The following is a 15,543-nucleotide window of genomic DNA, read 5'->3' as shown; positions in this document are numbered from 1 at the left end:
TTGTTGGTCAAGTGCCCATGACGACTGTTAGCGTGTGGCGCGTGTCACCGAAGATCCTGCGCCGGGCAGCGCCGCTCGCCGCCGCGCTCGCCGCCTGTCTGCTGGTCCCGGCGAGTGCGGGCGCGGGGCCGATCCCGTCGGTGCCGCCGCTGGACGTGCCGGAATTCGTCGGGGATCCGGCCACGGCCGACCCGATCACCGGCCTCGCCGCGATCCCGCAGCATCTGTTCCTGGCGCCCAACGGCAACTCCGGCCTGCACAACGACGGCTGGATGAGCGACACCTACACCCGGCCCGGCCCGCTCGGGGTCGGTACCCGGGTGAACTCGCTGTTCCTGGCCAGCGAGTGCGGTTCGGTGGCCTTCGACCGCGCCGGCCGCATCATCGCCACCTGCCTCGGCGCCCAGCCCGGGCTGTACCTGATCGATCCGCGCTCACTCCAGGTCCTGGGCAAATACGCGCTGCCCGGCCGCCCGCCCGGCGAGATCCTGAAGCCCGGCTTCTTCACCAACTTCGGCGGTGGAGCCTACTTCTACGTCGACCACCAGGACCGGGCCGTCGTCGGCACCGGGAACGGCCACATCCTGGTGCTCGCGCAGAACCCGACCGCCACCGGCTTCACCCTGGTGCGCGACTACGACCTGACCACCGTGCTGCGCCCCGGCGAGACCCTGAACTCCGCGCTGCCCGACGCCAACGGGCTGCTCTGGTTCGTGGCCAAGACCAACGGCGTGGTCGGCACCCTGGATCTGGAAACCGGTGCGACACAGGTGATCCGGCTCGGCAACGGCGCGCAGGGGCAGATCCAGAACTCCTTCGCGGTGGGCGCCGCGGGCGAGGTCTACATCGCGACCAATCGCGAACTGCTGCGTTTCGACGCGGGCCCCGGCAAGACCCCGGCCGTCACCTGGCGCGTCACCTACGCCAACGGCGGGCAGCACAAACCCGGCCAGGTCGACGACGGCACCGGCACCACCCCGACCGTGCTGCCCGGCGGCTACGTCGCCATCACCGACAACTCCGATCCGATGCACGTCGTCGTCTATCGCACCGCCCCCGACGCCGCGCAGCGCCAGGTGTGCAGCGTGCCGGTCTTCGCCAAAGGCGCCAGTAACACCGAGAATTCGCTGATCGGCGCGGGCCGCTCGCTGATCGTGGAGAACAACTACGGCTACACCGGACCGGACGCGACCATGCTCGGGGCGACCACCACACCCGGCTTCGCCCGCGTCGACCTCGACGACGACGGCAACGGCTGCCACCTCGTGTGGACCAACACCACCGAGGCCGCGCCCTCGGTGGTGCCGAAGCTGTCGCTGGCCACCGGGCTGATCTACACCTACACCAAGGGCACCCAGGCCACCGATCCCTGGTATTGGACCGCCCTGGACTACCGGACCGGCGAGCTGGTCTGGAAACGCCTGTCCGGCAGCGGCGTCGGCTTCAACAACAACTACGCGGGCATCGCGCTCGGCCCCGACGGCACCGCCTACCTGGGCACGCTGGGCGGCCTGGTGTCGCTGCGCGACGGCCGCTGAACCGCACTGCCCCCAATTCCCGTGGGTGGGATCCGGGGGCCGCGCGGTTAAGGTGGGAACGAATTGATCGACGGGCCAAAGCTGGTCCGCAGCAAGCAGAATCGAGGGCCTGATGTCGCACCGGCGGGGTAAGCGGATTGCGCTGGCGGCGCTACTGGGCGCGGCGGTGCTCGGCGCCGGAGCGGCGCCGGCGACGGCGGATCCGGTGATCACCAATCCCGGGGTGGTCAAACCCGCGCTGAAGTCCGCGGACGGGTCCTATGTGGACAAGATCGCCACCAAGGACGCGCGCAACGTGCGCATGCAGATCTGGTCGGCGGCGATGAACAAGAACATCTCCGTGGACGTGCTGCGCCCCGCCGACACCTCGGTGCCGCGGCCGACGCTGTACCTGTTCAACGGCGCCGGCGGCGGCATGGACGACGCCTCCTGGAAGCGCAACACCGACGCGCTGGAGTTCCTGGGCGAGAAGAACATCAACGTGGTGCAGGTGGTCGGCGGCGCGTGGAGCTTCTACGCCGACTGGATCGCCGCGGACCCGGTGCTCGGGGTGAACAAGTGGCAGACCTTCGTCACCGAGGAGATGCCGGTGCTGATCGACGCCGCGCTGGGCACCAACGGCGTCAACGCCGTCGCGGCGCTGTCGATGACGGGCACCTCGGTGCTGAACTTCGCCATCCACAAGCCGGGCCTGTTCCGCAGTGTCGCCACCTACAGCGGCATCGCGCAGGTCAGCGACCCGATCGGCCAGCAGATGGTGAAGCTGACCGTGGAAACCTGGGGCGGCGGCGACACCCGCAACATGTGGGGCGAGCCGAACAACCCGCTCTGGGCCGCCAACGACCCGATGGTGAACGCCGACAAGCTGCGCGGCACCCACCTGTTCTTCTCCACCGGCAACGGCATCCCCGGCGAGTACGACAAGCCGGGCGGCAAGTTCCGCATGGAGCCGCCGGAGGAGACGCCGAAGACGGTCGCGCTGGGCGGCATCATCGAGGCGGGCGTGAACTGGTCCAACCAGAACATGAACAACCGGCTGAACCAGCTCGGCATCCCGGCGACCTTCGTCTACCGCGACAGCGGCACGCACTCCTGGGGTTACTGGCAGGACGATCTGAAGTCGTCCTGGCCGACGCTGGAGAAGGGCCTGTTCAGCGCCCCGTAACCGAGCGCGTTTACCCGCTCTTCCAGAGCCGAAACCCCTTTTGTGACAACATCATTCGATGCGAGACAAGCACCTCGGATCGTCCTATGATCGCTGGGCAAGGGGGAACCTCGGAAAGGAACTATGCGTACTCTCAAGCTTGCCACCGGAGCCACCGCCCTCGCCGCCGCGACGATCACGATGCTCGCCGGCACCGCTTCCGCCGCCCGGACGGCCGATGCCGTCGGCGGCAAGGACGACATCACCGTCTCGATCAACAACACCGACGACAAATGCTGGTCGGGCACCGTCCTGCTGGACGAGAAGCTGCAGTCGGTCATCCTGACGCCGGACAAGCCCTCCGCGGTCCTCGCGAACCTGCAGGCGGGCGCGCACCAGGTGCGCGTGCACCTCTACGTGGGTGAGGGCGAGAGCTGCACCGTCAATTCCCCGGCCGTCGAGCTGCTGAACAAGAACGTTCAGGTCGGCGCCGCCGCCAACCCGCTGCAGGAGCTCCTCGAGTCCGGCAGCGCGGCCCTCGGCCAGAAATAGCTGCCGCATAGGCGAATTCGGCCGGGCCCCGGTGCACACCGGGGCCCGGCCGCCGTCTGTTCAGGCCGCGGGCGAGGCCCGGATCAGCCAATCGATGATCTCCTCGCCCGCCAGGATCCCGGAGGCCCGGGTGACCGTCAGATTCGGGCTGGTCCAATTCAACTGTTCCAGCTCGCCGTGCCGGGGGCGGATCGCCGAATCGGCGGCCCGCAGCATCTCCGCGTCCAGCGCGCCGTCCCCGGCGGCCAGCGTGGTCGCGCCCGCGGCCAGCTCCCCGGACTCGGTGAGCCGACGCCGCACCTCGGCCACCGCGATGCTCTTGCACACCGCCTGCGGCATCGTGTAGATCTTGCGCCCCTGCTGCGAGGCCGACCAGCCGCGCGCCTGGCACCAGGAATCCCATTCGGCCAGGAAACCCGCGGGCACCAGCTTCGGTTTCACCACCAGGTAGGCGAACAGGTGGTCCGCGATGCGGAACTTGGAAACCCAGGAATCGTCGATCCGCGAGCGCAATTCGGCGCTCACCTCCGACAGCGTCGTGCCGCCCGCGCGGACCTTGGCGTCCACGTCGATGCGCCAGCGCATGTCGGGGACGCCGTCGACCAGGATATTGCCGCCATTGCTGGTGATCGCGTAGCGCCACGGGGCGCCGGGCAACCGGATCCGGTTGAACTGCTTGATGGTGCGCGTGGTCGTCGGCACCACCGCGGCGGGCTCGGTGAGCGTCTGCATCCGCAGCGCCGCGGCCGTGGTCATGAACGACAGCGGCGCGCCCTCGAGGTGCTCCACGCAGACCGTCGGCACCTCGGCCCCGGCGCTCATGGCGTTGCGGGAGTAGATCATCGTGCGGTCGAGGTCGGTGGCGACCAGGGTCTGTCTTCGGGGTGTACCCAATAGCATTACTCGCGAACTTCCTTGATCAATCCCATGCACGAATAGGCCAGGTCGGAAACGACTTCCACCGGCACCCCGCGGGCCGCGGCGAGCAGGCGCAGGTGCGCGTGCTCGGGCGCGTCGGCCTCGCGGACCAGCACCCGCCACGGCACCCGCCGCAGCAGCACCCGGGTGGTCTCGCCGACGCCGGGCTTCACGAAATTCACGCTGGCGATGCCGTATTCGGCCCGCACCTGCTCCACCGAGGCCCAGCCGGACCAGGTGGGGGTGCGGTCGCTCGCCCGCACGGCGGCCACCGCCGTGGGCACCTGGTCCCGGATGCTGCCGAAAGCCGCGCTCACGCTGTCGAGCAGGTGGCCGGAGACATCGTCACCGGCGAGGTCCCGATAGAACTTGGCGCCGTGGAAATCGCCGGGCCCGATCAGGGTGTCGTTCAGCACGGTGCGCGAAATCAGGCCGGACACCGTGGAATTCAGGCACGCCGAGGCGATCAGGAAGTCGTCGCGGGTGCCGTAGGTGCGCACGCAGTGACCGGGGTCGGCGAGGACGGCGAGTTCGCCGTTGAACCGCGCTCCGCCCGCCGCGTGATAGACGTCCAAGGCGTCGTTCAATTCGTGCGTGATCGCGCCCTTGCCGGTCCAGCCGTCCACGAACACGATCGAGGCCGGATCATGATGGCGGGCAAGGTAATCCAGGGCGACCGCGTCGATGCCGCGGTCGCGCACGATCGAGACGGCATAGTGCGGGATATCGAGACCTCGCGCGGACTTCAGCCAGCGCTTCATCAGAATGCCGACCGGCGTACCGGCGCGCGCCAGCGACACCAGCACGATGTCCTCGCCGCGTTCGGCCACCACGAGTTCGGACACGGTGGCCACGGCGAGCGCCAAGCGCTCGGCGCTCTCGGCCAGCACCTTGTCGAACAGCTCACGGTAGGCGGCGTCGGGCTGGTACTCGATCGGCAGCGACTCGGCGTAGTGCGCCTCCCCCGCCTGGATCCGCTGTTCCCGTTCGGCGACATCGGCTTCCAGATCGACCTCGGAGAGGTCTTTCAGCAGCCACGAAACCTCTTCGGCCGCATACGATCCGAACTCGGGACCGTGCAGGGGCGGTGGGAGTTCCCGGGTGGTGCCGGGCGGCATCGCCGCGGGGGTCGTTCTCGTGCCACGGCGGTCGGTGTGGCCGGAGAACGGAATCTCGGACGCCGCGGTCGTGCCCGTGCCCGCGTGATCCGCGAACGCGGTGGGATGCTCCGCATCGCCCGATGACCGAGCACGTTCGGCATACAGTGCACGGGGATCCGCGCCGGGCAGCACGGCGACCAGGACGTCGGCTCCGGAGGCGGTGAGAACGTCGACCACGCCGCCATCGGCGACGAGTTCGGGTGTGTCGGCGGGCTGGTCGATCACGAGCACCAGCACCGCGTCACCGCCGGGTGCGGTCGCGGCCGGAGCGTCGAGCGTCGGCGAGGTCGCCTCGACGAGCGCTTCGGAAGTCGCCGCCGTGCCGGTCGCGGGCACGTGTGCGCGGAGGTTCGCGTCAGCGCCAGCCGGATCGGTGGCTGTCGCCGCGGCGTCCAGCGCGCGCAATTCGGAGTCGAGGTCCTCGGGCCATTGCGCGTTGTACAGGTAGCGCGGGGCTTCCGAGTCGGGTTCCGGTGCGGTGAAACGGAATCCGCGGCGCAGCGGGTAGCCCGGTTCGTCCAGCACGTAGGCGGGCGAGCGGGTGGTGGTCTGGAAACGGGTGGGTATACCGGACTCCGCGAGGGCCGCCGCCAAGCGCAGCGGGAGATACATGAGTTCCTCGTGGCCCAGCACGATCGCGGGCCGGCCGGGAGCCTGGGCGGTCAGCCGGGCGCGCAAGGCCGCGGTGGCGGTGGCCACCGCGGACTCGAAGGCGGCCGTGTCCGACTCCAGGATTCCGTGCCGCCCGCCCTCGGGCACCGCCGCGGGCCAGGGCAGTTCCAGGCGGACACAGGTTCCGCGTTGCGCGGCAACGGGATTCAATCTCGGCTCCGGCAACGCGGTGACGGCGTCGATCAGTCCCTCGGGCAGCATGGTGCGCCCGGAGGCCAGGCAGACGGTGTCGATGCGCGCGCCCAGCTCGGCGGCCGCGGCCTCGAACGCCGCGTGATCGGCCTCGGTGCGCATGTCCACCAGCGAGGCGAGCACGTAGTGCGCGCGCGGCGCGAAGGCGTGCAGGGCGCGCACCGCGTCGATCGCCGTCGCGCCTGTGGAGATCTCGTCGTCCACCAGCACCAGCGGCTGATCGTTCATGAAGATCTCGGCGGGCATCGGCTGCAGCAGATGCGAGGTGGCGTGCGAGTGTCCCTCCTCGAAACCGGTGAGCGTCGCTGCTGTCGGTACGTCGCGGCGGGTCGAGTGCAGGTAGCAGCTCGCGCCGATGCGCGCGGCCACGATATGCCCGAGACCCGTTGCGGTTTCAGCGAACCCGAGCACCACGACCGCCTGGTCACCCGTCACGGCCCGGACCAGATCACCCAGGCGGTCACCGGCGTCCAGCACGATCTGCGGCTCGGTCGGCAGGTGCTTGCCGAGCACCGTCGACACGAGCAAATGCGCGCGGCGTTTGTTCCGCCGCAGGCCGGGCTCGACCAGAGCCGGGATCGACATTGCCTCGCCGTGCGACCGGACGTGCCGCAGTTCGATCCCGAATTCCCTGGTCGCCCAAGGCAATGCCGACGACGCGCGGCCGTCCAGTGCGCCGGTCATACCTTCACCAACGCCGTCAGCAGATCCACGAACGACACTCCCTTGTTGGCCACGCCGAACACCCGGGCGCGCAGCAGCGTCTGCCGGGCCCAGCTCCGGTGCGGGCGCATCTCGTTCATCTTGTTCCGGTACTCCGAGGCCGCGACCCCGCCCACCTCGACCTGCAGGATGTCCAGCGCGTCGGAGTACTCCTCGTGGGTGACCACCGACAGCGCGTGCACCGCGGCCACGTGCGAGGGATGGATGACGGTCTTGCCCTGGATACCGTTGGCCCGGTCCAGGGTGATCTCGCGCAGCAGCCCGTCCAGATCCCGGCTGACCAGGTACTGCCGGAACGGCACCGCGTCGGACTCCTCGAACGGCGCCGAACGTAGCAGCGGCCGGAACATGCGCTCGTGATCGGCGAAGTACTCCCACACCGGCCCGGTGATGACGAAGCCGGTGCCGTCGGCGCGGCCCAGGTAGTTGACGATGTCGGCGATCACGTCGGCGACCACCCGCACGTCGTAGATGGTGAGGTCGCGGTCGCGGCGGATGCCGAAGGTCGAGCACATGTCGGTGGCGCCCACCCGCACCGCCAGCACCCGGTCCCGGTGTTCGGCCAGCAGCGCGGCGATCTCGGCCAGTTCCTGGTCGCGGGTCTGCCGGTGCACCAGCGCCCGCGATTCCAGCACCGGCATCCCGTAGACGGGCCGCTGCATCCGCTCGGCCGCCGCCTCCAGCGCGTCGAGGTACTTGGCGCCGGTGGAACTGTCGAACTTGGGGAAGACGAAGCCGGTCAGCACCCCCGCGCCCGGCCCCAGCTGGTCGACGATCTCGTTCACCGTGTCGGCGTCGCGCACCCGCACGAAGACCAGCGGATTGGGTTCCACGCTGGTGGCCAGCAGGTCCAGCGCCGCGACGGCCTGCCGCTTGGCGTACTCCACCTCGTGGTCGGCGACCGCGTCCTCCAGGTCGATCACCATCGAGCACACGCCGCGCGCGGCCCGCTTGGCGATGGTCTCGGCCAGGTCCGGCCGGGTGGCCGGCGCGTAAAGTGTTGCCCCCAAAGCGATTGCGAGTAATTCCCGATCAGAACTGTCGCCGAACGCCTCCGGCTGCCGATGGAACAGATGTCGGATATCCGGTCCCTGTAATTGCCGAAAATGTCGTAGCGGCACACGCTTCCGCAGAGAGACCTCCTGCTGGAAGGCGATGCCTGCGGTCACCGGTGCCCCATCCCCAACTTCAATTCCCTGACCCTTTCGAGCGTCCCGCGAGCGAGCGCTAGCGGCTTGGTCCTGCTTGTTTTCTCATGCGATCCACTACCCCGGCTATGAATTCGGTGACGGCATCGAGTTCCGTCACATAGGCCCAGTAATCGGGGTGCCGCCCCGACAGTGATTCGGTTATTCGGTCGATCCGGTCGGCCTGTGCGTCGAGCACGGATCCCCACTCGGCTACGAGCCCGCGACCGACGGCGAGCATCTGCGCGTCTCGTAGCCGGAAGCGTACGGCTTTGGCCTTGTCTTGCGGGTCCGCGCGCACCTCGCGCAGCAGGGCGAGGCGTTTCGTGACGGCATCGACCTGGCGTTCGGCTTCGGCGAGATGCCCCCGCGCGGTTGCGGTCAGTTCAAGTGCTAACTCCGGGTTGTTCTCGGCCATTGCCGCCCGGGCCCGCTCCAGGGCCGTGGCGGCAGCGCCTATGTCTCGCTGGCTCTCGCGCCCATTGTTCGCTAGATCGGCCGAACTTGCAGCATTGAACTCACGCAGCAACGCCGACTGGGCCGGATCGAGGCGCTCGGCCCTGGTCCGGACCGCCGCCAACCTGGTATTCACCGAGGTTATCGCGGTGCGCGCGGCCCCGAGCCGAGATGGTGCCTGTGCCAACGCATCTGCCAGTTCGGCGGTAACTGACTCCAGCCGGTTGGCGGCTTCACGCACTTTGCCGGCCACACCGCGCCCGGTCGCGCCGGAGCCCAGCTCGGCGGCCTCCAATGTGATGAGAGCCTCATCCACGGCCGCCGCCCGGGCCAGCACCGACGGATAGCTCGCGTATTCGCTCTCGGCCGCCTGCGCGCGCACGCCGGCGGCGGTGTGCTTGACCTGCTGGGCCAGCTGCGGCACCGAGCCCAGCACGGTCAGGGCGTGCTCGAGCTGGGCCTGCTGGCCGCGGTAGAACTCGTCGACGCCGCGAGCCGCGTCGATCAACTGCCTGGTCACGGCGTCGGCACGGGCCTGGCCCTGCGGGAACGCCGTCTTCTCGCGCTCGGCGGTGTCCAGTTCCTCGGTCAGGCTCAGATAGGCGCCCGCGGCCGCGTAGCACCGGGCCCGCACCGGCTCCCACAGCGCCGCGTGCCCGCGTTCCGGGAACACCTGTTCGGAGGCGTGCACCGCCGCCTCGGACGCGCTCTGGCGGCGGTCCATGTCGAGGAACGCCTCGGTCAGACGTGTCCGGGCGTCAGCTATCCATTCGTTCGGCTCCGAGGACTGGAACCAACCGCGTCTACGGCCTGCCACGCCCCGATCGTATGCGGTGTACAGCGACAGCCGCTCGAACCCGGATAGAGATCTCCCAGCAGACGACCGTTAACCCAGTTCCTACGCAAGTCCGCAGAAACCTACTACTGTCGTTGGCGTACCCGGCTATTCGGACATGCTGGGACCACTAGACGGACTATTGAAAGGGATTCCCGCATGGGTGTCAGTTTGTCCAAGGGCGGCAATGTCTCGCTTACCAAGGCGGCGCCTAACCTCACCAAGGTGGCCGTCGGCCTCGGCTGGGATGTTCGGACCACCACCGGCACCGACTTCGACCTCGATGCCAGCGCCATCGCGACCGGCGCGGACAAGAAGGTCCTCTCGGATCAGCACTTCGTGTTCTTCAACAACCTGAAGTCGCCGGAAGGCGCCATCGAGCACGCCGGCGACAACAAGACCGGTGAGGGCGAGGGCGACGACGAGGTCATCAACGTCGACCTGGCCGGTGCTCCGCCGACCATCGAGTCCATCTTCTTCCCCGTGTCGATCTACGACGCCGACTCCCGTCAGCAGTCGTTCGGCCAGGTCCGCAACGCCTACATCCGCGTCGTGAACCGCGACAACGGCGAAGAGCTGGCCCGCTACGACCTCACCGAGGACGCCTCCACCGAGACCGCCATGGTCTTCGGCGAGCTGTACCGCAACGGCGCCGAGTGGAAGTTCCGTGCCATCGGTCAGGGTTACGCCGCCGGCCTGGCCGGTATCGCCCGCGACTACGGCGTCAACGTCTAAAGACGACGCGAACGAAGAGGGGGCTCGCCGCCGGGCCCCCTCCCTCGTGTGTGTACGCCACGATCAGTGACGTGCAAATTCGGGGGCGGCAGTTGGACATCCAGTGCGTCAGCGACCACGCTGAAAAGACCCCGCTTTCAGATCCCCTTCAGACATAACACGAAAGGTCCCCAGTGGTCCTGCGCATATACGGACTCTCGATCGCCGTCACGGTGGTATCGCTGATCGTGGCCTTCCTCTACGGCGGCCCCGAGGCGTTCATTCTCTGTGCCATCCTCGGCGTTCTCGAGGTGTCGCTGTCCTTCGACAACGCCGTCATCAATGCCACGATCCTCGAGCGCATGAGCGAGTTCTGGCAGAAGATCTTCCTCACCATCGGCGTGCTCATCGCCGTCTTCGGCATGCGCCTGGTCTTCCCGCTCGCGATCGTCTGGGTCACCGCCGGGCTGGATCCCAAGCGTGCCCTCGACCTCGCGCTGAACCCGCCGGAGAACGACGCCCTCACCTTCCCCGACGGCAGCCCCAGCTACGAGAAGCTGCTCACCGACGCGCACCCGACGATCGCCGCGTTCGGCGGCATGTTCCTGTTCATGCTGTTCCTGAACTTCATCTTCTCCGAGCGCGAGATCACCTGGCTGACCTGGCTGGAGAAGCCGCTGGCCAAGGCCGGCAAGCTGGACATGCTCTCGGTCGTCGTGGCCGGCATCACCCTGATCCTCACCGCCGAGTTCCTCACCGCCGACGCGGACCGCTCCACCGTGCTGCTGGCCGGCCTGCTCGGCATGGTCGTCTACATCGCGGTCGACGGTCTCGGATCGTTGTTCCACACCGAGAACCTGGTCGAAGAGCACGAGCACGGTGGGCCGTCCACCCTGGTCAAGGCCACCGGTAAAGCCGCGTTCTTCCTGTTCCTCTACCTCGAGGTGCTCGACGCGTCGTTCTCCTTCGACGGTGTCATCGGCGCCTTCGCCATCACCTCCGACCCGATCATCATCGCGCTGGGCCTGGGCCTGATCGGCGCCATGTTCGTCCGGTCCATCACGGTCTACCTCGTGCGCAAGGGCACGCTGGGCGAGTACGTCTACCTGGAGCACGGTGCGCACTGGGCCATCGGCGCCCTGGCGATCATCCTGTTCATCTCGATCAAGGTGCACGTGCCGGAGCTGGTCACCGGCTTCATCGGCATCGCGCTGATCGGCGCGGCGTTCATCACCAGCATCATCCGCAACAAGCGCAATGGCGGCGACGACGCTCCCGAGGTGGAGCTGGAGAAGTCGGCGACTCCGGTCTCCTGATTCCCGCATCGCGACGGCGGTCCCTCCCTGGCGGAGGGGCCGCCGTTCGCGTTCAGCGGACCGGCACCGCCCGGGTTGCCGTTGCGGTGGCTCGCGCCGAGGCCAGCACCAGGCCGACCAGCCCCACCCCGAGGCCCGCGATCGTCAGGGGCCGCAACGGCTGATCGATGAGCAGCCAGGCCAGCAGCGCCGTCACCGCGGGGGTCGCGAAGAACAACCGTCCGACCCGGGTCGCGTCCCAGCGCCGCAGCATCGCGTTGAGCAGCAGGAACGCGCCCATCGAGTTCACCAGCACGATCCAGGTCAGCGCGGCGGCGAAGTGCGGGACGTTCCAGATCTGCCACTGCCCGGTCGCGAGAACCAGCACGGCGGCCAGGGGCGCGCTGGCGGCGGCGTGCACCGCGGTGGCGGCGCGCGAGTCGACCTGGGGCGCATACCGTTTCTGATAGACGGTGCCGATGCTGAGGCCGAGCAGGCCGATCAGGCACAGCACCAGCCCGGCCACCGAGAAGTTCGACTGGTCGGCCACCGCCAGGGCGACGCCCACGCCGCCGATGCCGAATCCGAACCACTGCCGCACCGTCACCGTCTCTCCGAGGAAGCCGGCGAACAGCGCGATGACCACCGGGTTCAGGCCCTGGATCAGCGCGATGACCGCGCCCGAGACGTGCTGGCTCATGGCGGTGTAGAAGGCGCCGAACTGGACGATCTGCATGAGCAGGCCCGCGATCACCACGTGCCGCAGCGTGTTTCCGCGCGGCCAGCGGGCGCCCGCCAGGTGCGCGTAGAGCAGCAGCAGGCCGCCGCCGATCGCGTAGCGACCGAGCAGCACCATCATCGGCGGCGCGGCGCCGACTCCGATGATGCCCGCGATGAAGGCGCTGCTCCACATCAGGACGAACAACGGCTGCATGGCAGCGGTGACGTGCGCCTTCATGATTCCTCCCGAGTAACCGCTCTAGGTGGTTAGCACGGTGCCAGCCGTGCGCATAACCTGTCAAGATGGTTACTATGGGCGCATGTTCACGTTCGTGAGCGGGAACCTCGCGCTGGACTTCGCGGGCACCGTCCAGCACCGGACCACGGACCGCATCGAGGTCCTGCCGACACCGACCGCCCTGGCCGAGTGGCTGGTCGCCGCGCAGCTGCTCGATACCGCGGTCTGCGACGCCGCGACACTGGAGCGCGCACGGACACTGCGGGAAGCGGTCTACCGTCTCGGCGCGGCCGCGGCGCACGGCGATGCTCCCGCCGACGCCGATCGCCGCCTGATCAACGACCTCGCGCGCGGCGAATTGCCCCACGTCACATTGCGTTCGGACGACACCCTGGCCCGCACCGGCAGTCCGGACACGGCGCTGGCCGCCATCGCGCGCTCGGCCGTCGAACTGCTGGGCGGGCCGCACCGGCAGCGCGTGCACCAGTGCGGGCGGCCGCCCTGCACGCGGCTCTACGTCGACACCTCCCGCGCCGGGACCAGGCGCTGGTGCGATATGACGCTGTGCGGCAACCGGGCCAAGAGCGCGAACTTCCGCGCCCGGCACGCCTGAGCGCTACAGCATGCGATAGGGCTTGTGCAGGGACCTGGCCCGGCGGATCGACATGCGGGTCCACACCCGCTGCTGCACCGCCAAGGTGGCCCAGCCCGCCAGCGCCATGCCCGAGAGGTTCACCACCAGCTGCAGGGTGCTGCCCCAAATCGCCTCTCCCACACCGAAGGCCGCGCCCATCGCGATATTGCCCGAGGCGGGGACGGTGGTCACCGAGATGAAGACGCCCGCCATACCGGCCGCCTTCGAGGAGGTCATGGCGAGCACGCCCGCCATCGCCGCGACGACGGCGACGATGAACGACCACTTATCGGGCGTGTAGATGAACGCCGTGCTCGGCCGCGGCCCGGTCACGTCGTCGACGGTGATCCAGCCCAGCCCGCGCCCGATCAGCGCCAGCACGAACGTGACGCTGATCGACACGGCGAAGCCGACCAGCAGGGTGCGCGCGGCCAGCCCGAAGAGCGTGAAGCGCCGGCGCACCAGCGCGACGCCGAGCGCGGCGATAGCGCCGAACTCGGGGCCGAGCACCATCGCGCCGATCACCAGGATCTGCGAATCCAAGATGATGGCGATCGAGGCGATCACCGTCGCCAGCGTCATGAAGCTCAGGTAGGTCCAGTTCAGCTCGGTTTCCTCGTACGCGCGCTGGGTCACGTCCGCCCACACCACCGCGTCGGCGCTGCTGCCCGGGGTGCGCACCTCGGCGTCGAAACCGCTGCGCGAGAGCCAGGTTCGGACCTCGTCGACCTCGATGGTGCCCTCCCGGTGCACGCCGAGTTCGCGCAGGCGATTGATCACATCGTTGGCCGCCTCCCGGGCGACGTCGGCGAGGATCAGGTCACCGGACGGCTTCAGCGAAGCGCCGCGCAGTACCGACAGACCCGTCACGGCGTCGTCGGCTTCGAAGATCTGGATCACGTCGTCGGTCATCGCCTTCGGGGCATTGACCCGGATGTGCAGCATTCACACAGTGTGCCGCCCCGGCGCGATCGGCACCGCCTAGACGGCCACCAGCGCGCCGGGCGCGTAGCTCGGCACCACGGGCGGTTCCGGTCGCACGCCGCGTAATCGGGCGCGCAGGAACAGGAAGAACAGGATGCCCAGCAGGATCGCGCGCCCCCAGACACCGAACTGCACAATGCTTTCCGAGATCTCCACCCCGTGCCCCGTGGCGAGCGCGTGGAAGTACCGGAAGACGCCGACGCCGATCGCGAGATCCGCGACCAGATAGGCGCCGACCACCGGCCACGGCACCGCCAGCAGCACCAGGAACGGGATCAGCCACAGCGTGTACTGCGGCGAATGGACCTTGTGCAGCGCCATGAACGCGCACAGCAGGGCGCCGCTGACCCCGATCCACGGATAGCTCCCCGTCTCGGCACAGCGCTTCCAGCCCAGCCACAGCGCCAGCGCGAACGCCGCGAGCATCAGCACGGGCGAGGCGAAGGACACCAGATCCTGAAAGGAGCGCTCACCGGCGGAATCCGCGTCGAACAGCGGGCGCAGGCCCCAGTACCAGACGGAATTGGTGGTGATATCCGCGGTCCGCAGCTGCTGGAAGGTGAACGACGCGCGCCAGCCCTCGTACCCGAACAGCACGAACGGCAGATTCACCGCGACCACCGTGCCCACCGCCGCGGCGCCCGCCAGCAGCGCGCCCTTGACATCGCGCGGGCGGACGGGGCCCTCCCCGATCAGCACATAGATCAGCAGCGGCACCAGGAACAACCCCGGATACAGCTTGAGACAGAAGCCGACACCGAGCAAGATCGCGGCCAGCACGCCCCGGGTGCGGATCGAATACCTGGTCAGCGTCATGACGTAGACGGCCGCGACCACCGTGCACACCACCGGCAGATCCCAGTTGTGGAAGCCGTAGAGCACCAGCGGCGGGCCGGCCGCCCACAGCAGGGCCGCGCGCCCGGCCAGCAGCGCCAGCAGCACCGCCGTCAGCAGCCCGAACGGCGCGAGCAGCCAGGCCGAATGCGCCAGGAATTCGGCGTCGTTGCCCGCGCCGATCGCGCCCAGCCAGATCAGCAGGCCGCTGAGCACCGGATATTCGACCGCGCCGCCCGTCAGCTCACCGGCCGCGGTGATGCCGCCGTGGATATAGGGGAAGACGTGCTGATCGATCTCGCGGCCGAGCCAGAGGAACTGGATGTCGGAGTAGCAGACGTCGGAATCCTTGACGACGTCGAAGGCCGTGCTGCGGCCGTCACCGTAGAACTCTCCGCCCGCGCAGCGCGCCTTGTTCGCGTAGGCCAGGATCAGGGTGAGCGCGCAGAGCAGGAAAACGACCAGGACCAGGGACGGGCGGACGAAGCGCCGGGCCGTGGCCGCCCGCAGCCTGTGGTCCGCGTCACGCCCGGATACGGCTTCGGAGCCGCGCGCCGGAGCGGACCACGGAGACTCGCGGTCCGAAACCAGGTCGCTGACAGCCGGTCCGGTCGACATGCGCACCACCCTAGGTGGCCGCGCGCGCTCGCGCTCCTCCCCCAGTCCTGTTGTATCGATTTCAGTGTTGACCTGGGGAGCATGTAGCCTTGTCGGGTTGCTGACGCAACGAACCCTCCTGCCACGGAC

Annotated in this window: 13 protein-coding genes; 6 read left to right on the top strand and 7 right to left on the bottom strand. The window is 68.7% G+C overall.

From position 1 onward, the window contains the following. Positions 1 to 41 precede the first annotated feature (41 nt). The 3 genes from AB0I43_RS07465 (at position 42) to AB0I43_RS07455 (ending at position 3,234) form a co-directional block, all read left to right on the top strand. Complete coding sequence (locus AB0I43_RS07465; RefSeq protein ID WP_356972037.1) at positions 42 to 1,538, top strand: hypothetical protein; 1,497 nt, start codon at positions 42 to 44, stop codon at positions 1,536 to 1,538. Positions 1,539 to 1,650: 112 nt separating this feature from the next. After that, entirely contained in the window at positions 1,651 to 2,703 is a 1,053-nt protein-coding gene (locus tag AB0I43_RS07460; RefSeq protein ID WP_356972036.1) for an alpha/beta hydrolase family protein, read from the top strand. A gap of 123 nt (positions 2,704 to 2,826) precedes the next feature. Then, positions 2,827 to 3,234 carry a hypothetical protein gene (locus tag AB0I43_RS07455; protein WP_356972035.1) on the top strand — a complete coding sequence of 136 codons (408 nt, stop codon included), beginning with the start codon at positions 2,827 to 2,829 and terminating at the stop codon, positions 3,232 to 3,234. 60 nt (positions 3,235 to 3,294) lie between these two features. Here the strand turns inward: AB0I43_RS07455 and AB0I43_RS07450 are convergent, their stop codons facing one another. Genes AB0I43_RS07450 through AB0I43_RS07435 form a run of 4 tightly spaced genes read right to left on the bottom strand, consistent with a single transcriptional unit; the run spans position 3,295 to position 9,266 of the window. Then, positions 3,295 to 4,134, bottom strand: coding sequence for an HAD family hydrolase (locus AB0I43_RS07450; RefSeq protein ID WP_356972034.1), 840 nt, complete (start codon positions 4,132 to 4,134; stop codon positions 3,295 to 3,297). Next, the gene (locus AB0I43_RS07445) at positions 4,134 to 6,860 is read right to left on the bottom strand and encodes a phosphoribosyltransferase domain-containing protein (protein WP_356972033.1); all 2,727 of its coding nucleotides are present in this window, start codon (positions 6,858 to 6,860) and stop codon (positions 4,134 to 4,136) included. The genes AB0I43_RS07450 and AB0I43_RS07445 overlap by 1 nt, the downstream gene beginning before the upstream one ends. After that, positions 6,857 to 8,068: an HpcH/HpaI aldolase/citrate lyase family protein gene (locus tag AB0I43_RS07440; RefSeq protein ID WP_356972032.1), complete on the bottom strand. Its 1,212-nt coding sequence runs from the start codon at positions 8,066 to 8,068 to the stop codon at positions 6,857 to 6,859. The genes AB0I43_RS07445 and AB0I43_RS07440 overlap by 4 nt, the downstream gene beginning before the upstream one ends. 58 nt (positions 8,069 to 8,126) lie before the next feature. Further along, the gene (locus AB0I43_RS07435; RefSeq protein WP_356972031.1) at positions 8,127 to 9,266 is read right to left on the bottom strand and encodes a hypothetical protein; all 1,140 of its coding nucleotides are present in this window, start codon (positions 9,264 to 9,266) and stop codon (positions 8,127 to 8,129) included. 270 nt (positions 9,267 to 9,536) lie between these two features. On the opposite strand from AB0I43_RS07435, the gene AB0I43_RS07430 reads away from it, so the two are divergent. Together AB0I43_RS07430 and AB0I43_RS07425 are read left to right on the top strand one after the other, a co-directional pair. Beyond that, positions 9,537 to 10,112 carry a TerD family protein gene (locus AB0I43_RS07430; RefSeq protein ID WP_356972030.1) on the top strand — a complete coding sequence of 192 codons (576 nt, stop codon included), beginning with the start codon at positions 9,537 to 9,539 and terminating at the stop codon, positions 10,110 to 10,112. 173 nt (positions 10,113 to 10,285) lie between these two features. Continuing rightward, positions 10,286 to 11,407 (top strand): DUF475 domain-containing protein, encoded by a 1,122-nt coding sequence (locus tag AB0I43_RS07425; protein WP_357431543.1) that lies wholly within the window; start codon positions 10,286 to 10,288, stop codon positions 11,405 to 11,407. A gap of 52 nt (positions 11,408 to 11,459) precedes the next feature. Here the strand turns inward: AB0I43_RS07425 and AB0I43_RS07420 are convergent, their stop codons facing one another. Continuing rightward, on the bottom strand, positions 11,460 to 12,344 hold the full coding sequence (locus tag AB0I43_RS07420) for a DMT family transporter (protein ID WP_356972028.1): 885 nt from the start codon (positions 12,342 to 12,344) through the stop codon (positions 11,460 to 11,462). Between the two features lie 82 nt (positions 12,345 to 12,426). On the opposite strand from AB0I43_RS07420, the gene AB0I43_RS07415 reads away from it, so the two are divergent. Further along, complete coding sequence (locus AB0I43_RS07415) at positions 12,427 to 12,957, top strand: ABATE domain-containing protein (RefSeq protein ID WP_356972027.1); 531 nt, start codon at positions 12,427 to 12,429, stop codon at positions 12,955 to 12,957. Between the two features lie 3 nt (positions 12,958 to 12,960). Here AB0I43_RS07415 and AB0I43_RS07410 read toward each other — a convergent pair whose 3' ends face one another. Both AB0I43_RS07410 and AB0I43_RS07405 read right to left on the bottom strand, forming a co-directional pair. Further along, on the bottom strand, positions 12,961 to 13,923 hold the full coding sequence (locus AB0I43_RS07410; protein ID WP_356972026.1) for a DUF389 domain-containing protein: 963 nt from the start codon (positions 13,921 to 13,923) through the stop codon (positions 12,961 to 12,963). 36 nt (positions 13,924 to 13,959) lie between these two features. After that, a complete protein-coding gene (locus tag AB0I43_RS07405) occupies positions 13,960 to 15,414 on the bottom strand; it encodes a hypothetical protein (RefSeq protein ID WP_357431541.1) in 1,455 nt (484 codons plus the stop codon). Positions 15,415 to 15,543: the final 129 nt, after the last annotated feature.

The organism is Nocardia sp. NPDC050435 (assembly GCF_040655395.1).
Taxonomy (GTDB): domain Bacteria; phylum Actinomycetota; class Actinomycetes; order Mycobacteriales; family Mycobacteriaceae; genus Nocardia.
Note: the sequence above shows the minus strand (reverse complement) of the source record. Positions and strands in the feature narration are given on the sequence as shown.